Raw genomic sequence first — 26,540 nt, 5'->3', positions numbered from 1 at the left:
CTAGTTTCTAACACTGCTTAAAATATTAAAATTATAATGAATCTTCAACTTCTTGTATGCTTGGTAAGCTGTTAATAGCACCATATTTTGTTGTCACCATTGCAGCAACACGGTTGCTAAATGCTAAAATAGCTTCACCTTCATTTTCAAAAAGATGGATTAAATCTAAAGTTGGAGACTCTAAAATTCGACTAATCACCGCACCAATAAAGGCATCACCAGCTCCTGTTGTATCTACAGCATTTACTTTATAACCAGCGTGATTAAGTGTATTACCATTTTTCAAATAGACGGCAGCACCATCTGAACCTTTTGTATAAATAACCACCTTGACGTTGCCTAAAAATAAAGATTGAATAGCTTCGTTTTCATCATGAATACCTGTTATAAATTCTAATTCTTCATCAGAAACTTTTACTATATGTGCCAATGGTAAAAACGAATGAATCGCATGCCTCAAATCTTCTGAGTTATCCCATAAAGGTAGCCTTACATTAGGATCAAAAACAACCGTACCGTTTGCATCTAACACTTTAGTAATTAATTTGTGGTGAGCATTTTTCATCGGACTTTCAACTAAATCCACAGAACAAAAATGTACTATATCATTTTCACACACTTCAATATTGTCCACATAACTAGGATCAAATAACATATCCGCAGATGGTTTTCGATAAAACGAAAAATCTCGTTCACCTGTTTCAGTTAGACTAACAAAAGCTAAAGCCGTATTAGCTTCGTTCGTACGATAGACATGCTTCACATCCACGCCTAAATTAGAAATTGTTTCAACAATACTATCTCCAAAAGCATCGTTACCTAATTGTGTAATCATATACGCTTGCTGCCCTAACTTTTGAACAGCACATGCTACATTACATGGTGCTCCTCCAATTTGCCTCGTAAATGTTTCAACATCTTTCAAATTGGTATTTGTCACATTTGGAATAAAATCAATTAACGCTTCTCCAATTGCAAATAAACGTCTCATTCTTGATCATCCTTCAAATCATATTTAGTAAATTGTAAATAAACTTGGCCTGATTCTGTTGATGTTTTAATACCAACCGCATCGTCAGTTGGAAAAATTCGTGATGTTAATACACGCTCTCCATCATTACAGAAAATTTCGATACTAGATGTATCAACATATATTTGTAATTTTTTCAATGGTGTATCTAATGTCGTGCTACGTGTCATACCTTCTACATTTGCTGGTAATAGGCCACTATCACTTCGGTCCAATGTAATTTTATTTTTACGTTTATTATACGAGATTAAAGTTGTAGATGTTTTTGATGTACGAAGTTCGAAATATACTTCCGTTGCATCATTATCTAAAATATCAATAATCAGTTCATATTGCTTACCTTCATATGGATGTAGCTTTCGTGTAAATTTATTTGCGTATCCTAATGCCGTCTCTTTATTATGACGTAACTTTTCTAACGCTGGATACGGACGTTGCATGAGTCGTCCATTTTCCACAGTTAATACTCGAGGAATAGTTAAACAATGCGCCCAACCTTCATAATCTGTAGGATATTCGATTTCTGGCAATCCCATCCATCCGATTAACACACGTTGTCCCTTTTCATCTAAAAATGTTTGAGGTGCATAAAAGTCAAAACCATTATCAAGTTCAACAAAATCTTCATGCTCAAAAGCTAATTTTTCAATATCTAATTGACCTAGCATATAACCACTTTGATAAATATTTTTAAATTGATCAGCTTGCGAATCGACACCTTGAGGACAAATAAGTATGACATCTTGACCATCGATATTAAAGTAATCTGGACACTCCCACATATATCCAAAATCATCTAATTCAGTTTTAATTTCACCTAAATAATGCCAATTAACGATATCTTCAGTGCTATACAATAATAATCGCCCTTGATGTTCAGTATTTTGTGCACCAATGACTGCAAAATACTTATCATCTTTTTTAAATACTTTCGGATCTCTAAAATGACTTGTATATCCTTCAGGTTGCTGATTAATTACAGGCTTTGGAAATTTTTCTACTGTTCCATCATCTTTCATACGTGCCATCATTTGACTCGAATGTCTCTGCCAATGGTTATCTCGATGATTCCCAGTATACATATAATATAAATGTCCATTATATTCGAAAGCACTACCACTATAGACACCATGACTATCATATTTTGAATCTGGATTTAATATAGGCCCTTCTGCTTTAAAGGTTACTAAATCATCGCTTGTATAATTAAACCAATATTTCAACCCATGAACTGCACCTAAAGGAAACCACTGATGGGACACATAATATTTTCCATTATAAAAAATAAGCCCATTCGGATCGTTCAATAATCCAGTCTCAGGTTGGATATGAAATTGTTGACGAAATTTAGATTGATTAACTTGTTGTTTTAAATTTTTAAAATACTCCATATCAACGTCTTCAATACGCTGATAACGTTCTTCTCTAGTCCATTCGGTCATAATACTTGTACAGTCCTCCTTTAACATTTATGCTGGTAACAATTTATAATCTATTATAGCAAATTTTACCTATGTTCTTTAATTATTGCGCTATAATATTTTCGTTCCATTGTGGTATCGGTTCCACCCTTATTTTAAAAAATACAGCGTCTAAATGCTAACATCTATGGTGACGCTATATGGCATATCTTGCTTTTTTAGCATTTGTTGAATTTCTTCCATTGCACATTGGCCCGCTTCATAGTAGTTATAATGAATTGTTTTAATCGTCGGGGATACTAACTGAGTCATAGGATCACCACCAAAACCATAAATTTGTTTTGGTTTCATATTATCTTTTTTTCCAGAATAATATTTATAAGCTGCTAATGCAATCGTATCCGTCGCACCAACAATGGCATCTACTTGATTAACATTCTTTAATACTTGAGCAACATCTTCTTGTGCATCCTTATACGCGAAATTTGATTCATGTACATTAGGTATAATTTGATATTTAGCTAGTTGGTCAAGTAAACCACGTTTTCTATGTATACCGACTGCAATATCTTTTTCACTTACACTAAACACTTCAACTTGTCGATAATCTTGTTGCCCAATCCATTCACCAATGATTTGGCCTGCTTTGTAGTCATCATGCACAATACTATGAAGTTGTTCATGCTGTTGTCCAACAATAACCGTTGGAACATTCATTTTATTTATAACTTCAATATGTTTTTTAGTAATATCTGTAGCCATTAAAACAATGCCATCCACTTTACTACGTGCTAACGTTTCAAGTGCTTGGATTTCGGCTTCAATGTTTAGTCCAGTATAATTTAAGATTAACTGAGATTCATATTTTTCACATTGCTTTGCTAATCCTTTAATTGTCTCATCTACAGCATATGAATTCATTCTTGGTATTATTGCGCCAATAAGATGTGTTTGTCGAGCTCTTAAACTTTGAGCAAATTGATTCGGTTGATAGTCATGCTCAGCAATAATTTTTGTTAATTTTTCACTTGTTTTTTTACTGACAGATCCATTATTTAAAAATCTAGATACTGTACTTTTTGAAACACCTGCTAATTTGGCAATATCGGATATATTTTTCATAATTATTCACCTATCATTATTTATGACGCTTAGCTTTATTTTATCATACATGTAACCGCTTCAAATAATATTTCATCTTCTTTCTAAAAAATATTTAACAAAATAAAAAATGTCCCAACATCGTTTTTACAAACAGATGTCAGGACATTTTATTTTTTATGTATTGTTAATTTAATATCGAATATGTTTATTAAATCTATTTAGCTCGCCTTCAAAATAAGCATGCTCACCATGCACAATTTTGTCTAATCCTATATTTGTTTCTTGCTCTGTCACAGACAATGGCGTAATCAATTTAATTACTTTCGCAATAATAAACGTCATCATTACGCTAAAAATTACTACAGCTGTAACACAAAGTATTTGCACTAACATAATATGAACATCACCTGTATAAATAAATCCATTATCAATATCCGGATTTGCTTTTTTACTTTGGAAAAATGCAGTTAATACAGCACCAATAATACCACCTACACCATGAATACCAAATGCATCTAACGCATCATGATATTTTAGTTTCACTTTTATATAATTAATTACGATATAACAACAAATTCCACCAATTAATGCCATAATTGTTGCACTAAGATATGTTACATATCCAGCTGCAGGTGTAATTACAACAAGACCAGCCAGTGCACCTAGTAATAGGCCAAGTAAACTTGTAGTCTTTTTGAAAATATATTCTAAAATTAACCAACCTATAGCTCCTGCACTTGCAGCAATAACTGTATTTGTAAATGCTAGCATTGCAATTTGATCAAATGTAAATGCACTACCTACATTAAATCCATACCATCCAATCCACACAAAAATACCACCAATTAAGGTAATAATTAAATTATGTGGCGTAGATTCAGATTGTTTGTTACCTTTTCCAATCATAATTGCTAGTACCAAACCTGAAACACCTGATGTAATATGTACGACTGTACCACCAGCGAAATCTAATACGCCAAGTTTATTAATCCAACCGCCTCCCCATACCCAGTGTGCTACCGGACTATAAACAAGTGCTGTCCAAATAACTATAAATAATAAATATGGTATAAATTTCATTTTTTCAGCGATTGAACCTGATAAAATCGAGATTGCAATCGTACAAAACATCATTTGAAATAACATAAATAATGCCAGTGGTATATGTGGACTTATATCTTCTTGTGTAGCAAAACCTACATGATTAAGAAATGTAAATTGCCAATTTCCAAACCATAAGCTGCCATCTCCAAAACTAATAGTAAAACCAACTGTTATCCAAACAAATGTTACTAGTACAATTGCTGCCATACTTTGCATAACAGTATTGAGTGCATTTTTAGATTGAACTAATCCGCCATAAAATAAACTTAATCCTGGCGTCATTAGCCAAACTAATAATGTACATAAAAACATAAATATTGTGTCGTTAAGATTCATACTTACCACTCCTTTTTTTCATAATAATCTGATAATTTTCAAAATGCAAAAATGCGTAATATTATATTACATATATTGAAATAAAATATGACACAACTTTCAATTCAGACTTGCGTTTCCCCTAGTATTTCCATAATAAAAAGGCCACTTTCTCACATTTATTACAGAGAAAATAGCCTTCTTAATGTAAATTTTTAGCAAACAATAGATATCGTTATACTTTTTGAACTGTAATCGTCCAAGAAGCATTGTCAACTTGTTCGAAATTAGTTACCGGATATCCATTTTCTGCTGCCCAATTCGGGATAGCTTCAGTCGCTTGTGTGCAGTCAAAATCAATTTTCAATTCTTCTCCAGATGATAATGTTGCCATTTTCTTTTGCGCTTCAATCAATGGAAATGGACACACCATACCAACTGTACCTAATTCATGTATCATAATTATTACTCCTCTTTTTAATTAAATTATTAAATGTAATTTTTCTATTTTAATGTTCTTGAAATTCCTCAAATTTATACTACATGTGTATGTTGTTGCACCTTATCAACTTGTTGTTGCACCTTCTTCATTGGACGAACAAACATAAAATGACTGATTGTCCAAACGCCAGCAATCATCGCTGCTAACGCAATCCAACCTTGCCAAGTCATCATAGCCGTTTCGACAAGACCATTACCTATTGAACATCCGCCTGCTACTGAAGCGCCGAATCCCATACATATACCACCTAGAGCGCTGTTGCGAATCGTAATCTTATCAGGTAAACGCCATTTAAATTCTTTTGATCCTCTAGCTGCAATATAAGAACCTATAAATATCCCTAAAACTAATAGAACACCCCAGTCAACAAATTTTGTTTCGCCAGTAATTAAAAAGTGTACTAAATTTGCTGATGGTGTTGTAATTCCAAGCCCTGCATTCCTACCAGTCGATGTACTCATAGGCCATGCTAATAAAGCAATAAGCCCTATTGCAATTGCAGCTATAAATGGATGATATCTCTTTTCGAACAGATAATGTCTGATACCTGTATATTGTTGCTTCAATTTAGGAATTGCTACTTTTGATTTATTATTATTTAGTGTCTTAACTACAAGTACAATAGTAATGATAGATAATAATACTACTAACACCCAAAAAGGTATACCAGTCGTTTGAGATATATCACTGTTCACATTCGTTGATTGATTAAGTTGATGCATTACTGGTTTTAAAATTCCTGTCTTAGTTATTGCAGCAGTAATAGCATATAAAATTAAGGCAATCCAACTTCCTATCAAACCTTCGCCGGCACGATACCAAGTACCAGTTGCACATCCACCTGCAAGTACAATTCCAATTCCAAATATAAATGAGCCAATAATTGTTCCTAAAATTGGAAAACTGTGTGTAGGAATTTGTAAAACGCTAGTTGCCGTCAAAATTAATAGTCCGATACTTTGAATTGTAATAGCGATTAATAATGCATAGAACATCTTATTATTCTTTTGCACATACATATCTCGAAAGCCACCTGTTAAACAAAATCTTGTTCTTTGCATGACAAAGCCTAAAAGTCCCCCAACTGTTAAGCCACTAAAAATCATCCACATCGTCCTAACCCCTCATTTCCGATAAGTTTAGTATGTATTATAGGCGATGACTTCTTCATTTTCAACCTTATACACAACATTTTTGCTATACAATATAATGTTATCTAACTGTAACCAATAGTTCTTGTATTGATTGTTTAATATAAACATATGATTACTAACTTGTATTTAAACTTAACAATATAACAATTTACCACTTATATTTCAATTTCAATTAGAAAAAGCCTGAGACATCGTCCCAGACTTCAAAAATAATTTAAGATATAACAAGGTTAATCTTTAAAGCTACATCACATTTATTCACTGTAATTTTTCATAAAGAATAGTAATGACTGTAATTCTATACCTAAGTCAATTTGATGTACTTGTACATCTGAAGGCGTATTTATTCTGCCAGGCGTAAAGTTTAATATACCTTTTACACCAGCTTGAACGAGTTCATCTGCTACTTTTTGGGCCACTCTCTCTGGTGTTGTTAAGATTACAACATCTATTTCTTCTTTCTTTAATGTCGCTATTAATTCATCATTATCTTTTACAATTACATTTCCAATTTTTTGGCCAATAATATCTTCTTTGATATCAAATGCTTCAGTAATAGTCATATCATCATGAATTGAAAAGTTATATGTGAGTAATGCTTTTCCTAGGTTCCCGACTCCGACAATTGCGATTTTTATCATATCACTTTCGCTAAGTTCAGATTTAAAGAAATCTAATAAACTATCAATATTATATCCGTACCCTTTTTTACCTAATTCGCCAAAATATGAAAAATCACGACGAATTGTTGCCGAGTCAATTTGTAACGCATCGCTAATCGCTTTTGAATTCACACGATCTATACCTTTAGATTTTAATGAACTCACAAATCTATAATATAACGGTAAACGTTTTAAAGTTGCTCGAGGAATTTTAACTTGGTCACTCATTCGCTATTTCCTCCTTCGTGTTTGAATGAATAATATCTATGTATTCAAACGAGTTAGAGCGTAGTTGTTAGATTATTAAAAAACAAATAATTGATTACAATGAATACCTAAATATTATACATTATTGAATTTTAAAAATAAATATCTTAGTTTCATGACGGCGTTTTATGCTGTAAAATAGTTATTAATGTAATGATTACGATTGAAATCGTAAACTAAAACTAATTGACGAAATACGAAAGGTGAAGATCGAATGATACTTTTACAACTTAATCATATATCAAAATCGTTCGATGGTGAAGATATATTTACTGATGTTGATTTTGAAGTAAAAACAGGTGAAAGAATTGGGATAGTAGGAAGAAATGGTGCCGGTAAATCAACATTAATGAAAATTATAGCTGGCGTAGAAAACTACGATTCAGGAAATTTGTCCAAAATCAAAAATCTAAAGCTTGGCTATTTAACTCAACAAATGACACTAAACTCTAATGCAACGGTTTTTGAAGAAATGTCCAAACCATTTGAACATATTAAAAGCATGGAAAAATTAATTAAAGAAGAAACCGATTGGTTAGCTAAACACGCAAATGATTATGTTAGTGATTCATATAAAGCTCATATGTCACGATATGAATCTTTATCAAATCAATATGAACAGTTAGATGGCTATCAATATGAGAGTAAAATTAAAACTGTATTACATGGCTTAAATTTCACTGAAGCTGATTTTAACAAGCCCATTAACGACTTTAGTGGTGGCCAAAAAACACGCCTTTCATTAGCTCAAATGTTATTAAATGAACCTGATTTATTACTTTTAGACGAGCCTACTAACCATTTAGACTTAGAAACAACTAAGTGGCTTGAGGATTATTTACGCTACTTTAAAGGTGCAATCGTAATTATCAGTCACGATCGTTACTTTTTAGACAAAATTGTAACTCAAATTTATGATGTAGCCCTCGGTGACGTCAAACGCTATATTGGTAACTATGATCAGTTTATTAAGCAACGCGATTTATATTATGAAAAGCGGATGCAAGAATATGAAAATCAACAAGAAGAAATTAAACGTTTAGAGACATTTGTTGAGAAGAATATTACACGTGCTTCTACAAGTGGCATGGCAAAAAGTAGACGTAAAATTTTAGAAAAAATGGAACGCATTGATAAACCAATGTTAGATGCTAAAAGTGCTAATATACAGTTCAGCTTTGACCGTAATACAGGCAATGATGTCATGTACATTAAACATTTAGAAATTGGTTACCAAACACCTATTACCCAACCTATTAACATTGAAGTTTCAAAAGGTGACCATATTGCTATTATCGGGCCTAATGGTATTGGAAAATCAACATTGATTAAAACTATCGCTAATCAACAACAAGCACTTGGTGGCAATATTACCTTTGGAGCAAATTTGCAAATTGGTTATTATGACCAAAAGCAAGCTGAATTTAAATCTAATAAAACCATTTTAGATTACGTATGGGATCAATATCCTTTAATGAATGAAAAAGATGTACGTGCCGTACTTGGACGTTTCTTATTCGTACAAGATGATGTCAAAAAAATTATCAATGATTTATCAGGTGGCGAAAAAGCAAGATTACAGTTAGCACTTCTAATGTTACAACGTGACAATGTACTTATTTTAGATGAGCCTACCAATCATCTTGATATCGATTCAAAAGAAATGTTAGAACAAGCACTTCAACATTTTGAAGGAACAATATTATTTGTTTCTCACGATCGTTATTTTATAAATCAATTAGCCAATAAAGTATTTGATTTAACCCAAGATGGTGGGAAAATGTATCTTGGAGATTATCAATATTATATTGAAAAAGTGGAAGAAGCTGCTGCAATAAAAGCACAACAAGATGAAATGTCTGTTAATAACGAATCACCTGAAAAGTCGTCTGAGTATTCCTCGTATCATAATCAAAAAGAACAAAGGCGTGAACAGCGAAAACTAGAAAGACAAATTAATGATTGTGAGAACGAAATAGAATCTTTAGAAGCAGCTATAGCTTTGATCGATGAACAATTAACTCAACCAGATATTTACAGTAACCCTAAAAAAGCAAACGAATTAGCCATTCAAAAACAAGAAAGCGAACAAAAATTAGAACAAGCCATGACAAATTGGGAAGAATTACAACAAAAATTATAAAAATATCCATAACTCTAACTGTGAAAAGTCATTAGTTAGAGTTATTTTAAAACAAATTTCAAGTTTTTTTATTCACATTAAGAATGTTGATATAATAGCTATCCACAAAGTTACCCTAGTTATCCACAAGTAAATTGACACTATCACACAATTATTTTTTCCTTTTCCCACTTAATATCCACAAAAAAATCCATTATCCACATCAGTTGTCCACAAGTTATGCACGCTTTGTTGATAAGTACGCATGTTCCCTATTGACATTGGTTTTTTAAAATATCTTTGTTTATTAATCTCAACTATGAAATAATAATATTATTAAACTGGTTATTTATAATAATTCAAATAATATAAGGAGTTATATATGAGCACAAATCAAACGTTTTTAATATTTGTCGTTGCAGTAATATTAATCGCTTCAATTGTAGGAATTATTGGACGATATTTGACTCGTCAAAAATTGTTTAAATCTATGGAAACATTATGGCAAACTATTTCTCCGATAGAAACTTTTATAAGACCAAATTCACATTACGACTATGAATATCAACTTTATAAGGACAACTACAAACCTCACACATTAATTGATGATAAAACCTGGTCAGATTTAAATATGTCTGCGATATTTCACCAGATGAACTATAATTTAACAGCTATTGGCGAAATGAAACTTTACAGTTGTTTACGTGGTATGCTATCAATTACTAATAAATCATTACTCAATTTATTTAATGGCAACACAGAATTTAGACAGCATGTAACTTTTCATTTAGCTTTGTTAGGTAAATCAGTTTATCCAACTTTTCCAGATCAAATTTCACCCGTAAAACGTCAAACACTCATAATGCTTTGTCCGTTTTTACCTATCATTACATTCGCAATTATTTTTATTAATGCACAAGTTGGTGTTTTGTTAGTTCTATTAAGCTGTTTATTTAATATCATTTTATCTGCTATTTTAAAGCGTACATATGAGGATGACTTAAAATCAATTTTTTATGCATCAAATGTTTTAAAACATGGCTATGCTATTTCAAAAATTAAACATGCGCCACAACCAGAGGTCAATTTTAAACATTTTAAAACGGCTCGCCACCTTACAAATGTTTTAGCTGAAGTAAACGAAGAAGATATTGGTGCCATGGTGATTAAACTATTTAAACTCATTTTCATGCTTGATTATCTTTTATTCCATACAATTCAAAAAAGCTATACAACACATATGAAAGAGCTGAAAAACTGTTTTGATTATATCGCAGAGTTAGATAACCATTATTCGTTAGCTATGTATCGAAGAACTTTAGATGTTTATACAGAACCGCAAATTGATGAAACTAAAAATAGTATTGAATTCACTGAATTAACGCATCCACTCATTTCAAATGCTATTGCAAATGATTTTTCATTATCACAAAATATATTATTAACCGGGTCTAATGCATCTGGAAAATCTACATTTATGAAAGCTATTGCGATAAATATTATACTTGCAAAAACAACTCATACAGTTACGGCAAGCAAGTTTGTATATCAACCGGGTAACGTGTTCACATCTATGGCAAATGCCGATAGTGTATTATCTGGTGATAGTTACTTTATGGCAGAATTAAAGTCAATTAAGCGAATCGTCAATATTTCTGGAAATCAAAATATATATTGCTTTATTGATGAAATTTTCAAAGGCACCAATACAACTGAACGAATTGCTGCTTCTGAATCAGTTTTATCATTTTTAAATCAAAAACCTAACTTTAAGATCATAGCTGCCACACATGACATAGAGTTAGCTGAATTATTAAAACATCAATATTCGAATTATCATTTTAATGAAGTTATAGAAAATAATAAAATTCATTTTGACTATAAGATTAAACCTGGAAAAGCCAATACACGCAATGCCATTGAGCTACTAAGAATCACTTCTTTTCCTGAACAAATATATCAACGTGCAAAAGATAATGTGCCGAAAATTTAGCATATAAAATTAAACATAAAAACGTCAGTTATCACATGACAATGATGATGCACCATTTAAAACTGGTTCACCGTTAACATGTTAATAACTGACGTTTATTTATTCAATAGAATAATCTTCTAAATCGATGTTACTATGCCCATTTAGTGCTAAATCTGAAAATTTACCATGTTGATATAAATAGTAACCGGCAACACCTATCATGGCCGCATTGTCTGTACATAATTTAGGACTCGGTATTGTTAATTCAATATCATTATCTTTACATTGATTTGTTAATGATTGACGTAATCCTTTGTTACTTGCAACACCTCCAGCAACTATTAATCGTTGCACTCCATAGTCTTTACAAGCTTGAATTGCTTTATAAGTTAATACATCTACGACGCTATTTTGAAAACTAGTTGCTACATTTTCTGCAATAATTGGAATATTTTTTTGTCGTTGATTATGCAACTGATTAATTACAGCACTTTTTAAGCCACTAAAACTAAAATCATAACTATCTTTATCTAACCATACTCGAGGAAAAGAATACGTATCCTCACCAGTTGCAGCTAAACGATCAACTTGCGGACCACCTGGATAACTTAACCCAATTGTTCGCGCCACTTTATCATAAGCTTCACCTACCGCGTCATCACGAGTCTCACCTATCACATCAAATGTCAAATGATCTTTCATATAAACTAACTCTGTATGACCACCTGAAACAATGAGTGCAATAAGTGGAAATGTCAATGGTGTTTCAATATGATTAGCATAAATATGTCCTGCAATATGATGAACCGGTATTAATGGTTTATCATATGCAAACGCTAATGCTTTAGCTGCGTTTACTCCAATTAGCAACGCTCCAATTAATCCTGGGCCTTCTGTTACCGCTACTGCATCTATATCTTCCATAGATACTTTTGCTTCTTCAAGAGCCTCATCAATTGTTGTTGTAATACCTTCAACATGATGTCTACTTGCTACTTCGGGAACAACACCGCCAAATCGTTTATGACTTTCAATCTGACTTAAAACCGTATTCGATAACACATCTCTACCATTTTTTATAACGCTAACACTTGTTTCATCGCAACTCGTTTCCACAGCAAGGATTAAAGTATTATTAGTCATTTAAATTCACCCACATTACCATTGCATCTTCACCTTCACCATAATAATTTTTACGTTTCCCACCATATTGAAAACCTAAATTTTCATATACGTGTTGTGCTACTTTATTATTTACTCTTACTTCTAGACTCATTACATCACATGTATGACTCGCATAATTTTTACCATATTTTAATAACATTTGACCTAAACCATAGCCTCGATATTGATTATCTATAGCGACTGTTGTAATTTGTGCTTGATCAATCACTATCCATAAACCTAAATAACCTATAATTTGTTGTTCAAATTCTAAAACAAAATACTTCGCAAAGTTATTTTGTTCAATTTCATGATAAAATGCATCAATAGTCCATGAGCTATCATTAAAACTATGACGCTCTATATCAAAAACTTTTGGCACATCTTCATTTGTCATTGCTCTAATATTTAATTGCTCTTTTGACTGTTGATCCAATTTCGTTCCGCCTCAGCTAATTTATGGTATTTAGGTGTGAATGTATGAATATCAGAAGGCTCATCTATTAAGTGATACATTACTGATGCATTTGGTAATTGTGCTACAGTATCTCCTTGTAAATCATCTTGCAATTGTACTGTATCTTTACCTATAAATATATAAGGTTGATTTAAATCTTGTAAAAATGTTAGTAAATCTTCAATTGTCAAATATTGATCTTCTAATATAGTTTTCAATTCATTATGTTGCCATTGATAAACACCTGTATATACAGCTTTTCGTCTTGCATCAAAAATTGGAACTAACAATTTATCTGTATTATTAATTGTTGCTGCTAACGCTTTTAAAGAGGAAACACCATATAACTTTATATTTAAGGCATAAGCCAATGTTTTTGCTACTGTTACACCTATTCGTAATCCTGTATATGACCCTGGACCTTCAGCAACAATAATTGCATCTAATTGATGTTTTGTTATTTGACACTGCTTAAATAATTCGCTAATTGCTGGCATTAATTGTACTGAATGATTTTGTTTTGAATCAGTCGTTATTTCAGCTCTAACTTTATCATCTTCCATAATTGCCACTGATAATGGTTGATTGGATGTATCAATGAGCAGCGAATTCATGTTCGATTTCCTCCTTAATAATTTCATAATGTTCACCTAATGCTATAAGTTCTATTTCTCTGCTTGTTTCAGATAGAGTTGTAATATTTATCGTTAAATGATTTGCAGGAAGTAAGTCTTTAATAAATTGACTCCATTCAATAACTGTAATCGCCCTATCTTCAAAAAATTCATCAAACCCTAAATCTTCTTCAGAATCTTCTAAGCGATAACAATCCATATGGTGTAATTTTAAATTTGTACCTTTGTAAGATTTAATAATATTAAATGTTGGTGAATTAATCGTACGTTTGACACCTAATGCTTTACCTATAAATTGCGTTAACGTTGTTTTGCCTGCACCTAAATCTCCATTAAGTAAAATCAAATCGCCACACTTCAATTGTTCAACTAAAAACATAGCAAATTGATTCATTTCATCTAAACTGTTTATCTTTATCAATGTTGATTCTCCTATAATATGAGGTTGAGACATAAAGTTTTTGCGCTCTGGGAAACCGATTAACGGCGTCCCAAAAGAAGGATTTTCGGCAGAAACTCTCACGGTTCGACAAAATTTGGAAAACAATTTTGCTCATCGTTCGGTTCTGCTCAAATCCTAAACGCTTTTGTCCCGACCTCACTTTATCATTCAAATTAAACTTTATAATTAACCTTTATATTGTAACAAATTTCAACTTAAATTTCTTATCTTTGAAACAGATTATATCTCCGAAGTTAATTGTAAGAAAATTTAAAATAATTATTGACATAACGACATAGATATAGTAAATTAAATTTATCAAATTTTTAGATAATTCTAACTATTAGAATGATATAAACCATTCACGGAAGGAGTATAATAAAATGCCTTATCAATATACTGAACATCAACCGACAACTTCAAATATTATTATTTTATTATACTCTTTAGGACTCGAACGTTAGTATACACATACTAAACGCTTTAAGTCCTATTTCTGTTTGAATGGGACTTGTAAACGTCCCAATAATATTGGGACGTTTTTTTACGTTTTAACTGTTGAATTTTAACTTTTATCACAACTAACTTGTTTAAATTTGTTAAATCATCAAAATTACGGGGGAATTTACTATGCGAAGCGACATGATCAAAAAAGGAGATCACCAAGCACCAGCAAGAAGTCTTTTACATGCTACGGGCGCACTTAAAAGTCCAACTGATATGAATAAACCATTTGTAGCTATTTGTAACTCTTATATTGATATTGTTCCAGGACATGTTCATTTAAGAGAACTTGCAGACATAGCTAAAGAAGCTATTAGAGAAGCCGGTGCCATCCCATTTGAGTTTAATACGATTGGTGTTGATGATGGTATAGCCATGGGACATATTGGCATGAGGTACTCATTACCATCACGTGAAATTATTGCTGATGCTGCTGAAACTGTAATTAATGCACATTGGTTTGATGGAGTTTTTTATATTCCTAACTGTGACAAGATTACACCTGGTATGATTTTAGCTGCAATGAGAACCAATGTACCAGCAATCTTTTGCTCTGGTGGTCCAATGAAAGCTGGTTTATCAGCACATGGTAAAGCACTCACACTTTCATCGATGTTTGAAGCGGTTGGTGCATTTAAAGAAGGTTCAATTTCTAAAGAAGAATTTCTAGATATGGAACAAAACGCCTGCCCTACTTGTGGTTCTTGTGCTGGAATGTTTACAGCCAATTCAATGAATTGTTTGATGGAAGTATTAGGACTAGCCTTACCTTATAATGGTACGGCACTAGCAGTAAGTGATCAACGACGTGAAATGATACGGGAAGCAGCTTTTAAATTAGTTGACAATATTAAAAATGATTTGAAACCTCGTGATATTGTAACGCGTGAAGCTATTGATGATGCATTTGCTCTTGATATGGCTATGGGTGGTTCAACTAATACAGTATTGCACACATTAGCAATTGCAAACGAAGCTGGTATTGATTACGACTTAGATCGAATCAACGCGATTGCTAAACGCACGCCATACTTATCAAAGATAGCCCCTAGTTCATCATACTCGATGCATGATGTACATGAAGCTGGTGGTGTCCCGGCAATTATTAATGAACTGATGAAAAAAGATGGCACATTACACCCAGATAGAATCACTGTCACTGGTAAAACATTACGTGAAAACAACGAAGGTAAAGAAATTAAAAACTTTGATGTCATTCACTCACTTGATTCACCTTATGATGCTCAAGGTGGTCTATCTATATTATTCGGAAATATTGCACCAAAAGGCGCAGTCATTAAAGTTGGTGGTGTTGATCCTTCAATTAAAACATTTACAGGTAAAGCGATTTGCTTCAATTCACATGATGAAGCGGTAGAAGCAATTGATAATCGTACTGTACGTGCTGGACATGTCGTTGTTATAAGATATGAAGGCCCTAAAGGTGGTCCAGGTATGCCTGAAATGTTAGCACCTACTTCGTCAATCGTTGGTCGTGGCTTAGGTAAAGATGTTGCTCTAATTACTGATGGTCGATTTTCAGGTGCAACTAGAGGTATTGCAGTTGGACATATTTCCCCTGAAGCTGCAGCTGGAGGGCCGATTGGTCTAATTAAAGACGGTGATGAGATTACTATTGATTTAACAAATCGAACATTGAATGTAAATCAATCTAATGATGTCTTAGAACAGCGAAGAGCATCTTTAGAACCATTTAAAGCAAAAGTAAAAACAGGTTATTTAGCTCGCTATACTGCACTCGTGACTAGTGCAAATACAGGTGGCGTCATGCAAGTGCCTGAGAATTTAATTTAACTATGGAGATGATTGAAATGTCTAAAACTCAACACGAAGTAAACCAAAATATTGACACTTTAAAAATGGCAGAATCAGTTGAACCTGAAAAACTGAATGAAAAAACGTTAAAAGAAATGCGCTCAGGATCAGAATTATTAGTAGAAGCATTGCTTAAAGAAAACGTAGATTATTTATTTGGTTATCCGGGTGGTGCAGTATTACCGTTATACGACACATTTTATGATGGAAAAATCAAACATATTTTAGCTAGACATGAACAAGGTGCTGTTCATGCTGCAGAAGGATATGCGCGTGTATCTGGCAAAACTGGTGTCGTCGTTGTAACTAGTGGTCCCGGTGCTACGAATGTTATGACTGGTATTACAGATGCACATTGCGACTCTTTACCCCTTGTTGTATTTACAGGCCAAGTTGCTACACCAGGTATTGGTAAAGATGCGTTCCAAGAAGCAGATATATTATCGATGACTTCACCTATTACAAAACAAAACTATCAAGTTAAACATGTTGACGATATTCCTAGAATTGTTCATGAAGCATTTCACGTTGCTAATTCAGGACGTAAAGGCCCTGTTGTTATCGACTTCCCAAAAGATATGGGTGTATTAGCTACAAATGTTGATTTATGTGACGACATTAATATTCCGGGTTATGACGTTGTTACTGAACCTGAAAATAAAGACATAGACACTTTCATCTCACTTATAAAAGAAGCAAAAAAACCTGTTATTTTAGCAGGAGCTGGAATTAATCAATCAAAATCTAATCATTTGTTAACAAAGTTCGTTAACAATCATCAAATTCCGACTGTCACAACTTTACTCGGTTTAGGTGCTGTACCTTATGAAGATCCACTATTTTTAGGTATGGGAGGAATGCATGGTTCATATGCAAGTAACATGGCATTAACAGAGTGTGACTTACTTATTAACTTAGGAAGCCGTTTCGATGACAGATTAGCAAGCAAACCTGATGAATTCGCACCAAATGCCAAAATTGTTCATGTTGATATTGATCCATCAGAAATTAATAAAGTTATCCAAGTTGATTTAGGTATTATTGCAGACTGTAAAAGATTTTTAGAGTGTTTAAATGACTATAATGTTCAAACCACTGAACATAGCGCTTGGGTTAAACATTGTCAAAATAATAAGCAGAAACATCCATTTAAACTTGGTGAAGATGATCAAGTATTTTGCAAACCGCAACAAACAATTGAATATATCGGTAAGCTGACAAATGGTGATGCCATAGTTACAACTGATGTAGGACAACATCAAATGTGGGCAGCTCAATTTTATCCTTTTAAAGATCATGGTCAATGGGTAACTAGCGGTGGATTAGGAACAATGGGCTTTGGTATCCCATCATCAATTGGTGCAAAATTAGCAAATCCAGATAAAACAGTCGTATGTTTTGTGGGCGATGGCGGATTCCAAATGACAAACCAAGAGATGGCACTACTACCAGAATATGGTTTAGATGTCAAAATTGTATTAATTAATAACGGTACATTAGGAATGGTTAAACAATGGCAAGATAAGTTCTTTAACAAGCGCTTCTCTCATTCTGTATTTAATGGGCAACCTGATTTTATGAAAATGGCTGAAGCATATGGTGTCAAGGGCTTCTTAATTGATAAACCAAACAAACTTGAAGAGCAATTAGATGCCGCATTTAATTATCAAGGACCGGCTTTAATTGAGGTGCGAATCTCCCCTACTGAAGCTGTTAATCCAATGGTTCCAAGTGGTAAATCAAATCATGAGATGGAGGGCTTATAATGACAAGAATTATTAAATTACAAGTTGCAGATCAAGTGAGTACTCTAAATCGTATTACAAGTGCATTTGTTCGCTTACAATATAATATCGATACGTTACATGTCACCCATTCTGAACAACCAGGTATTTCTAATATGGAAATTCAAGTGGATATCCAAGATGATATATCACTTCATATTTTATTGAAAAAGTTAAAACAACAAATCAATGTTTTAACCGTTGAATGTTATGACTTGGTAGATAATGAAGCTTAATTTTTAAATCTAAATAGCAATGATGCGCTAATTAGTTAGAGATATAACTTAAATTACTAATTAACATCTGCCAACATTATCACTTTATATTTCAGAATTTTCGAAAAACAAAACTTTTTATTTATTTGGAGGAATTTATTATGACAACAGTTTATTATGATCAAGATGTAAAAACAGATGCTTTACAAGGTAAAAAAATTGCAGTAGTTGGTTATGGTTCACAAGGCCACGCACATGCACAAAACTTAAAAGACAACGGGTATGATGTTGTCATCGGTATTCGCCCTGGACGTTCTTTTGATAAAGCTAAAGAAGATGGTTTCGATGTGTTCCCTGTTGCAGAAGCAGTTAAACAAGCTGATGTAATTATGGTGTTATTACCTGATGAAATTCAAGGCGATGTTTATAAAAATGAAATTGAACCAAACTTGGAAAAACATAACGCCTTAGCATTTGCACATGGTTTCAACATTCATTTTGGCGTTATCCAACCCCCAGTTGATGTTGATGTATTTTTAGTAGCACCTAAAGGACCTGGTCATTTAGTTAGACGTACATTTGTAGAAGGGTCGGCTGTACCATCATTATTTGGCGTTCAACAAGATGCTTCGGGCCAAGCACGTAATATTGCTTTAAGTTATGCCAAAGGTATTGGTGCAACTCGTGCTGGTGTAATCGAAACAACATTCAAAGAAGAAACTGAAACAGATTTATTCGGTGAGCAAGCAGTACTTTGCGGCGGAGTGTCTAAATTAATTCAAAGTGGATTCGAAACATTGGTAGAAGCGGGTTATCAACCAGAATTGGCTTACTTTGAAGTATTACATGAAATGAAATTAATCGTTGATTTAATGTATGAAGGCGGTATGGAAAATGTACGTTATTCAATTTCAAATACTGCTGAATTCGGTGACTATGTATCTGGTCCTCGTGTCATCACACCAGATGTTAAAGAAAATATGAAAGCTGTGTTAACTGATATTCAAAATGGTAACTTTAGCAATCGTTTTATCGAAGACAATAAAAATGGATTTAAAGAGTTCTACAAATTACGTGAAGAACAACATGGTCATCAAATTGAAAAAGTTGGGCGTGAACTACGTGAAATGATGCCATTTATTAAATCTAAAAGCATCGAAAAATAAGATAGACCTACAATGAGGAGTTGTTAAATATGAGTAGTCATATTCAAATTTTTGATACGACACTAAGAGATGGTGAACAAACACCTGGAGTAAATTTTACTTTTGATGAACGTTTACGCATTGCATTGCAATTAGAAAAATGGGGTGTCGATGTTATTGAAGCCGGATTCCCCGCTTCAAGTACTGGTAGCTTTAAATCTGTTCAAGCTATAGCACAGACACTAACAACAACAGCTGTGTGTGGTTTAGCTAGATGTAAAAAATCTGACATTGATGCTGTATATGAAGCAACAAAAGATGCTGCGAAACCAGTTGTACATGTATTTATAGCTACTTCACCTATTCACCTTGAACATAAGCTTAAAATGTCTCAAGAAGAAGTTTTAGCATCAATAAAAGAACATGTCACTTATGCGAAACAGTTATTTGAAGTAGTTCAATTTTCACCAGAAGATGCAACACGTACTGAATTACCGTTCTTAGTAGAATGTGTTCAAACTGCTGTCGATGCAGGCGCTACTATTATTAATATTCCTGATACTGTCGGCTACAGTTACCACGATGAATATGCACATATTTTCAAAACCTTAACAGAATCAGTTACATCAACAAATGAAATTATCTATAGTGCACATTGTCATGATGATTTAGGTATGGCTGTTGCTAATAGTTTAGCAGCAATCGAAGGCGGTGCAAGACGTATTGAAGGTACAGTAAATGGTATTGGAGAACGTGCAGGTAATGCAGCTTTAGAAGAAGTAGCACTTGCACTATACGTCAGAAATGATCACTATGGTGTTCAAACTGCTCTAAATCTTTCAGAAACTAAAAAGACATCGGATTTAATTTCAAGGTATTCAGGAATTCGAGTTCCTAGAAATAAAGCTGTTGTTGGTCAAAATGCATTTAGTCATGAATCAGGTATTCATCAAGATGGTGTATTAAAACATCGTGAAACTTATGAAATTATGACGCCACAATTGGTTGGCGTAAGTACTACTGAATTGCCATTAGGTAAGTTGTCAGGTAAACATGCTTTCTCTGAAAAATTAAAAGCACTAGGTTACGACATCGATAAAGATGCACAAGTAGAGTTATTTAAACAATTTAAAGCTGTTGCAGATAAAAAGAAATCGGTATCTGATAGAGATATCCATGCAATTATTCAAGGTTCTGAACACGAACATCAAGCGCTATATAAATTAGAAACGTTGCAATTGCAATATGTATCTAGCGGGCTTCAAAGTGCAGTTGTGGTAATTAAAGATAAAGAAGGACATACGTATCAAGACTCAAGTATCGGAACTGGATCTATCGTTGCCATATACAATGCTGTTGACCGTATTTTCAAAAAAGAAACAGAATTAATTGATTATCGTATTAATTCTGTTACTGAAGGTACTGATGCCCAAGCAGAAGTGCACGTGAATCTATTGATTGAAGGTAAATCAGTCAATGGTTTCGGTATTGATCACGATATTTTACAAGCCTCTTGTAAAGCTTATATTGAAGCACATGCCAAATTTGCTTCTGAAAATGTTGAAAAGGTAGGTAGCTAATAATGACTTATAAAATTGTTGCACTACCTGGTGACGGTATCGGACCAGAAATTTTAAATGGTACTTTAGCGTTACTCGAAATTATTAGTACTAAATATAACTTTAACTATCAATTAGAGCGCCATGATTTCGGTGGTGCCTCTATTGATACTTTTGGTGAACCACTTACTGAAGTTACATTAAACGCTTGTAAAAAGGCAGATGCTATCTTACTAGGTGCTATTGGCGGACCAAAATGGACAGATCCTAATAATCGACCAGAACAAGGTTTACTAAAATTACGTAAATCCTTAAATTTATTTGCTAATATTCGCCCTACTACAGTAGTAAAAGGCGCTAGTTCCTTTTCACCTTTAAAAGAAGAACGTGTTGAAGGTACTGACCTAGTCATTGTGCGTGAATTAACAAGTGGTATTTATTTTGGACAACCAAGATATTTTAATGATCAAGATGCACTTGATTCACTCACATATACAAGAGAAGAAATAGAACGTATTGTTCATGTAGCATTTAAATTAGCTGCTTCAAGACGTGGAAAATTAACATCTGTTGATAAAGAAAACGTATTATCTTCAAGTAAATTATGGCGAAAAATCGTAAATGAAGTGAGTGTATTATATCCGGAAGTATCGGTAAATCACTTACTTGTTGATGCTTGTAGTATGCACTTAATCACAAACCCTAAACAATTTGACGTTATTGTTTGTGAAAACTTATTTGGCGATATTTTAAGTGATGAAGCATCTGTCATTCCCGGTTCACTTGGTCTATCACCTTCTGCTAGTTTTAGTAATGATGGCCCAAGATTATATGAGCCTATTCATGGGTCTGCTCCTGATATTGCAGGTCAAGATATTGCTAACCCATTTGGAATGATTCTATCTTTAGCAATGTGTTTACGTGAAAGTTTAAATCAAGCTGATGCTGCAGATGAATTAGAACAACATATTTATAACATGATTGAAAATGGGCAGACGACAGCAGATTTAGGTGGGCAACTTCATACTTCTGAAATTTTTACCAAGTTATCAACAAAATTGAATCATTAAGGGGGAGATGTAAATGGGTCAAACATTATTTGACAAGGTGTGGGATAGACATGTGTTATACGGTAAATTGGGCGATCCACAACTATTATACATTGATTTACACCTTATACATGAAGTTACTTCTCCTCAAGCATTTGAAGGACTTAGACTTCAAAATAGAAAATTAAGACGCCCAGATTTAACATTCGCAACACTTGATCACAATGTTCCTACCATTGATATTTTTAATATTAAAGATGAAATTGCAAACAAGCAAATCACGACACTACAAAGAAATGCTACAGATTTTGGTGTACATATCTTTGATATGGGGTCTGATGAACAAGGAATCGTGCACATGGTTGGTCCTGAAACAGGATTAACACAACCAGGTAAAACGATTGTTTGTGGTGATTCTCATACAGCAACACATGGTGCCTTTGGGGCAATAGCTTTCGGAATTGGGACAAGTGAAGTTGAACATGTCTTTGCAACACAAACACTTTGGCAAACAAAGCCAAAAAATTTAAAAATTGATATAAATGGAACCTTACCTACAGGTGTCTATGCTAAAGATATTATTCTGCATTTAATCAAAACATATGGTGTTGATTTTGGCACTGGTTATGCATTGGAGTTCACTGGAGAGACTATTAAAAATCTTTCAATGGATGGCAGAATGACCATATGTAATATGGCAATTGAAGGTGGCGCAAAATACGGCATTATTCAACCTGATGAGACAACATTTGAATATGTTAAAGGTCGCCCCTTTGCCGAGAATTTTACTAAATCAGTCGATAGTTGGCGAGAACTTTATTCCGATGACGATGCAGTATTTGATCGTGTTATTGAACTTGATGTTACCACATTAGAACCACAAGTAACTTGGGGTACAAATCCTGAAATGGGTGTTAATTTCAGCGAGCCATTTCCTGAAATTAATGATATCAACGACCAACGTGCGTATGATTATATGGGATTACAACCTGGTCAAAAAGCTGAAGATATCGAATTAGGTTATGTCTTCCTTGGCTCTTGTACAAATGCTAGACTATCAGATTTGGTTGAAGCTAGTCATATTGTAAAAGGTAATAAAGTTCATCCAAATATTACAGCTATTGTCGTTCCAGGATCTCGTACTGTTAAAAAAGAAGCTGAAAAACTAGGTCTAGATACTATATTTAAAAATGCAGGATTTGAATGGCGGGAACCAGGATGTTCAATGTGTTTAGGTATGAATCCAGACCAAGTGCCTGATGGTGTACATTGTGCTTCTACAAGCAATAGAAACTTTGAAGGACGACAAGGTAAAGGTGCCAGAACACATCTTGTATCCCCTGCTATGGCAGCGGCAGCAGCCATTCACGGTAAGTTTGTGGATGTAAGAAAGGTGGTTGTCTAAAATGTCAGCAATCAAACCTATTACAACATATAAAGGGAAAATTGTTCCCCTATTCAATGACAATATTGATACGGATCAAATTATTCCTAAAGTTCACTTAAAACGAATTTCCAAAAGTGGTTTCGGTCCATTCGCTTTTGATGAATGGCGTTATTTACCGGATGGTTCAGATAATCCTGATTTCAATCCTAACAAACCACAATATAAAGATGCATCCATTTTAATTACAGGAGATAATTTTGGATGCGGTTCAAGTCGTGAACATGCTGCTTGGGCCCTTAAGGACTATGGTTTTCATATTATTATTGCTGGAAGTTTCAGTGACATATTTTATATGAATTGCACTAAGAACGCGATGTTGCCTATCGTTTTAGAAAAAAGTGCACGTGAACATCTTGCACAATATGAGGAAATTGAAATCGATTTACCAAATCAAACTGTGTCATCGCCAGACAAAAGTTTCCATTTCGATATCGATGAAACATGGAAAAATAAATTAGTTAATGGTTTAGATGACATTGCAATAACCCTACAATATGAATCATTAATAGAAAAATATGAAAAATCACTTTAAGGGAGTTGAATATTATGACAGTCAAAACTACAGTTTCCACGAAAGATATTGATGAAGCATTTTTAAGGCTTAAAGATATCGTCAAAGAAACACCTTTACAATTAGACCATTACTTATCTCAAATGTATGATTGTAAAGTTTATTTAAAAAGAGAAGATTTACAGTGGGTACGTTCTTTTAAATTAAGGGGTGCTTACAATGCAATTTCTGTTCTGTCAGAAGAAGCCAAAAGTAAAGGAATTACATGTGCGAGTGCAGGTAATCATGCACAAGGTGTTGCCTATACCGCTAAAAAACTTGATTTAAAAGCGGTTATCTTTATGCCAGTCACTACACCATTACAAAAAGTAAATCAAGTAAAGTTCTTTGGAAACAGTAATGTTGAAGTCGTTTTAACAGGCGATACCTTTGATCATTGTTTAGCTGAAGCATTAACATATACTAGTAAACATGATATGAACTTTATAGACCCTTTTAATAATGTATATACAATTTCTGGACAAGGTACGCTTGCTAAAGAAATGTTAGAACAAGCAAAGTCAGATAATATCACTTTTGATTATCTATTTGCCGCGATTGGTGGTGGCGGATTAATTTCAGGTATTAGTACTTACTTTAAAACCCATTCACCTGCTACGAAAATTATAGGTGTTGAACCTTCTGGTGCAAGTAGTATGTATGAATCTGTTGTCGTAAATAAACAGGTTGTCACATTGCCTAATATCGATAAATTTGTGGACGGTGCTTCTGTAGCTAGAGTTGGCGATATTACATTTGAAATTGCAAAGGAAAATGTAGATGATTACGTTCAAGTAGATGAAGGTGCTGTTTGTTCTACGATTTTAGATATGTATTCAAAACAAGCAATTGTAGCAGAACCTGCTGGCGCATTAAGTGTGAGTGCTCTTGAAAACTATAAAGATTACATTAAAGGTAAAACAGTTGTTTGTGTCATTAGTGGTGGTAATAATGATATTAATCGTATGAAGGAAATTGAAGAACGTTCATTGTTATTTGAAGAAATGAAGCATTATTTTATTTTAAACTTCCCTCAACGCCCTGGTGCATTGAGAGAATTTGTAAATGACGTTTTAGGTCCACAAGACGATATTACAAAATTTGAATACTTAAAAAAATCTTCTCAAAATACAGGTACTGTCATTATAGGAATTCAGCTAAAAGATCATGATGATTTATTACAACTTAAACAAAGAGTTAATCATTTCGATCCTTCCAATATTTATATCAATGAAAATAAAATGTTATATTCATTGTTAATTTAATAATATAGTAAGAAAAGCAGTCATAAATTGATTTCTAATTGAAATCATCTTATGACTGCTTTTTATCATTCTTTATATTAATGAGGTTGCACGCTTTGTATACCATCGTATATTTCTTTGAGCCTAAAGTCTTCTTCATTCCCCACTCCATTATTTATATTTTGAATAGCAGTTGAAATTACTTTGTCATATATAGCCTTCTCACTTTCTGGTAAATTATGTCGTGGTATACTCATCAAAGCATATACTTTTTGTTTATCTTCCATGTTTTCTATACGGTTCTTCTTATTATTAAAATTCCTATTAGCTTCACTACCATTATTATTAATATTATGTGTGTTTTCTTTTTCATGTTGATTTTCTTGCTTATAATTCGGAACTTCTGACTTATTTTCAGCATCTGCAGGAAAATATATTTTATAAGCAAAAAATCCACACACGATCAATAAACATACAAATAAAAAAGTTATCATCGTACCAATAAATAATTTCAAATCCGTTCTCCTTTCAACCATTCATTCTTACAAGTATATTTCTATTATATTTAGTTTTAAAAAATCCATATAGTCTCATATTACCTGGCAACGTTCTACTCTAGCGGAACGTAAGTCTGCTACCATCCACGCTAAGAACCTTACTTGACTTGTGACAATCGCTTGCTTCTTTCCTCTTCTTCGGCTCTCGCTTACTCATTTAGCTCTACTAAACTCGTTGCGCTCTTTTCTCGTTTCGTCAGATTCAAACGTTTTCACTTCGCCAAGCCATTTTTCTTCATATCTACTTTTTATTTGGCATAAAAAAAGAGACCTTACGGTCTCAATGCGGCTCATCG

General features: G+C 33.3%; 24 protein-coding genes. 12 read left to right on the top strand and 12 right to left on the bottom strand.

Going from position 1 to position 26,540, the window contains the following annotated elements; all coding sequences use genetic code 11:
* Positions 1–31 precede the first annotated feature (31 nt).
* From CD116_RS04475 to CD116_RS04445, 7 genes are all read right to left on the bottom strand, one after another.
* Complete coding sequence (locus CD116_RS04475; RefSeq protein WP_047531772.1) at positions 32–991, bottom strand: carbohydrate kinase family protein; 960 nt, start codon at positions 989–991, stop codon at positions 32–34.
* Positions 988–2,472 carry a sucrose-6-phosphate hydrolase gene (locus tag CD116_RS04470; protein WP_047550549.1) on the bottom strand — a complete coding sequence of 495 codons (1,485 nt, stop codon included), beginning with the start codon at positions 2,470–2,472 and terminating at the stop codon, positions 988–990. Before CD116_RS04470 ends, CD116_RS04475 begins: the two co-directional genes overlap by 4 nt.
* Positions 2,473–2,622: 150 nt before the next feature.
* Positions 2,623–3,573 carry a LacI family DNA-binding transcriptional regulator gene (locus CD116_RS04465; protein ID WP_047531768.1) on the bottom strand — a complete coding sequence of 317 codons (951 nt, stop codon included), beginning with the start codon at positions 3,571–3,573 and terminating at the stop codon, positions 2,623–2,625.
* A gap of 171 nt (positions 3,574–3,744) precedes the next feature.
* Positions 3,745–4,995: an ammonium transporter gene (locus tag CD116_RS04460; protein ID WP_047531766.1), complete on the bottom strand. Its 1,251-nt coding sequence runs from the start codon at positions 4,993–4,995 to the stop codon at positions 3,745–3,747.
* A gap of 214 nt (positions 4,996–5,209) precedes the next feature.
* Positions 5,210–5,434, bottom strand: coding sequence for a sulfurtransferase TusA family protein (locus CD116_RS04455; protein WP_047427298.1), 225 nt, complete (start codon positions 5,432–5,434; stop codon positions 5,210–5,212).
* A gap of 74 nt (positions 5,435–5,508) precedes the next feature.
* Positions 5,509–6,588 (bottom strand): YeeE/YedE family protein, encoded by a 1,080-nt coding sequence (locus CD116_RS04450; RefSeq protein ID WP_047550552.1) that lies wholly within the window; start codon positions 6,586–6,588, stop codon positions 5,509–5,511.
* 296 nt (positions 6,589–6,884) lie between these two features.
* Complete coding sequence (locus tag CD116_RS04445) at positions 6,885–7,520, bottom strand: redox-sensing transcriptional repressor Rex (protein ID WP_047427289.1); 636 nt, start codon at positions 7,518–7,520, stop codon at positions 6,885–6,887.
* Between the two features lie 253 nt (positions 7,521–7,773).
* On the opposite strand from CD116_RS04445, the gene abc-f reads away from it, so the two are divergent.
* The gene (abc-f, locus tag CD116_RS04440; protein WP_047550555.1) at positions 7,774–9,702 is read left to right on the top strand and encodes a ribosomal protection-like ABC-F family protein; all 1,929 of its coding nucleotides are present in this window, start codon (positions 7,774–7,776) and stop codon (positions 9,700–9,702) included.
* 361 nt (positions 9,703–10,063) lie between these two features.
* The gene (locus CD116_RS04435) at positions 10,064–11,674 is read left to right on the top strand and encodes a MutS-related protein (RefSeq protein ID WP_047550561.1); all 1,611 of its coding nucleotides are present in this window, start codon (positions 10,064–10,066) and stop codon (positions 11,672–11,674) included.
* Between the two features lie 99 nt (positions 11,675–11,773).
* Here the strand turns inward: CD116_RS04435 and tsaD are convergent, their stop codons facing one another.
* The 4 genes from tsaD to tsaE are packed head-to-tail and all read right to left on the bottom strand — an operon-like array spanning position 11,774 to position 14,333.
* The gene (gene tsaD, locus CD116_RS04430) at positions 11,774–12,799 is read right to left on the bottom strand and encodes a tRNA (adenosine(37)-N6)-threonylcarbamoyltransferase complex transferase subunit TsaD (protein ID WP_047531755.1); all 1,026 of its coding nucleotides are present in this window, start codon (positions 12,797–12,799) and stop codon (positions 11,774–11,776) included.
* On the bottom strand, positions 12,792–13,256 hold the full coding sequence (gene rimI / locus CD116_RS04425; RefSeq protein ID WP_047531753.1) for a ribosomal protein S18-alanine N-acetyltransferase: 465 nt from the start codon (positions 13,254–13,256) through the stop codon (positions 12,792–12,794). The genes tsaD and rimI overlap by 8 nt, the downstream gene beginning before the upstream one ends.
* Positions 13,229–13,891: a tRNA (adenosine(37)-N6)-threonylcarbamoyltransferase complex dimerization subunit type 1 TsaB gene (gene tsaB, locus CD116_RS04420; RefSeq protein WP_047531750.1), complete on the bottom strand. Its 663-nt coding sequence runs from the start codon at positions 13,889–13,891 to the stop codon at positions 13,229–13,231. Before tsaB ends, rimI begins: the two co-directional genes overlap by 28 nt.
* Entirely contained in the window at positions 13,872–14,333 is a 462-nt protein-coding gene (gene tsaE / locus CD116_RS04415; RefSeq protein WP_047531747.1) for a tRNA (adenosine(37)-N6)-threonylcarbamoyltransferase complex ATPase subunit type 1 TsaE, read from the bottom strand. The genes tsaB and tsaE overlap by 20 nt, the downstream gene beginning before the upstream one ends.
* A gap of 203 nt (positions 14,334–14,536) precedes the next feature.
* Between tsaE and CD116_RS04410 the strand changes: the two genes are divergently transcribed.
* From CD116_RS04410 to ilvA, 10 genes are all read left to right on the top strand, one after another.
* Positions 14,537–14,653 (top strand): hypothetical protein, encoded by a 117-nt coding sequence (locus CD116_RS04410; protein ID WP_047531800.1) that lies wholly within the window; start codon positions 14,537–14,539, stop codon positions 14,651–14,653.
* 331 nt (positions 14,654–14,984) lie between these two features.
* Positions 14,985–16,673: a dihydroxy-acid dehydratase gene (gene ilvD / locus CD116_RS04405; RefSeq protein ID WP_047531745.1), complete on the top strand. Its 1,689-nt coding sequence runs from the start codon at positions 14,985–14,987 to the stop codon at positions 16,671–16,673.
* Between the two features lie 17 nt (positions 16,674–16,690).
* Entirely contained in the window at positions 16,691–18,460 is a 1,770-nt protein-coding gene (gene ilvB / locus CD116_RS04400; RefSeq protein ID WP_047531796.1) for a biosynthetic-type acetolactate synthase large subunit, read from the top strand.
* Positions 18,460–18,714, top strand: a complete 255-nt coding sequence (locus CD116_RS04395; RefSeq protein WP_047450181.1) for an ACT domain-containing protein — start codon at positions 18,460–18,462, stop codon at positions 18,712–18,714. The genes ilvB and CD116_RS04395 overlap by 1 nt, the downstream gene beginning before the upstream one ends.
* Positions 18,715–18,854: 140 nt before the next feature.
* On the top strand, positions 18,855–19,859 hold the full coding sequence (ilvC, locus tag CD116_RS04390) for a ketol-acid reductoisomerase (protein ID WP_047450178.1): 1,005 nt from the start codon (positions 18,855–18,857) through the stop codon (positions 19,857–19,859).
* Between the two features lie 29 nt (positions 19,860–19,888).
* Positions 19,889–21,418 (top strand): 2-isopropylmalate synthase, encoded by a 1,530-nt coding sequence (locus CD116_RS04385; protein WP_047531743.1) that lies wholly within the window; start codon positions 19,889–19,891, stop codon positions 21,416–21,418.
* A gap of 2 nt (positions 21,419–21,420) precedes the next feature.
* A complete protein-coding gene (gene leuB, locus CD116_RS04380; RefSeq protein WP_047427253.1) occupies positions 21,421–22,467 on the top strand; it encodes a 3-isopropylmalate dehydrogenase in 1,047 nt (348 codons plus the stop codon).
* Positions 22,468–22,480: 13 nt separating this feature from the next.
* Positions 22,481–23,851, top strand: a complete 1,371-nt coding sequence (gene leuC / locus CD116_RS04375) for a 3-isopropylmalate dehydratase large subunit (protein WP_047550564.1) — start codon at positions 22,481–22,483, stop codon at positions 23,849–23,851.
* Between the two features lies 1 nt (position 23,852).
* Complete coding sequence (gene leuD, locus CD116_RS04370) at positions 23,853–24,425, top strand: 3-isopropylmalate dehydratase small subunit (protein WP_047550567.1); 573 nt, start codon at positions 23,853–23,855, stop codon at positions 24,423–24,425.
* A gap of 14 nt (positions 24,426–24,439) precedes the next feature.
* Positions 24,440–25,708 carry a threonine ammonia-lyase IlvA gene (gene ilvA, locus CD116_RS04365; protein ID WP_047550570.1) on the top strand — a complete coding sequence of 423 codons (1,269 nt, stop codon included), beginning with the start codon at positions 24,440–24,442 and terminating at the stop codon, positions 25,706–25,708.
* 77 nt (positions 25,709–25,785) lie between these two features.
* On the opposite strand, the gene CD116_RS04360 is transcribed toward ilvA, so the two are convergent.
* Positions 25,786–26,202 carry a hypothetical protein gene (locus tag CD116_RS04360; protein WP_047550573.1) on the bottom strand — a complete coding sequence of 139 codons (417 nt, stop codon included), beginning with the start codon at positions 26,200–26,202 and terminating at the stop codon, positions 25,786–25,788.
* Between the last annotated feature and the right edge of the window lie 338 nt (positions 26,203–26,540).

It is taken from the genome of Staphylococcus schweitzeri, from assembly GCF_002902405.1.
Taxonomy (GTDB): domain Bacteria; phylum Bacillota; class Bacilli; order Staphylococcales; family Staphylococcaceae; genus Staphylococcus; species Staphylococcus schweitzeri.
The sequence above is the reverse complement of the archived record's forward strand: the minus strand, read 5'-3'. Positions and strand labels throughout refer to the sequence as shown.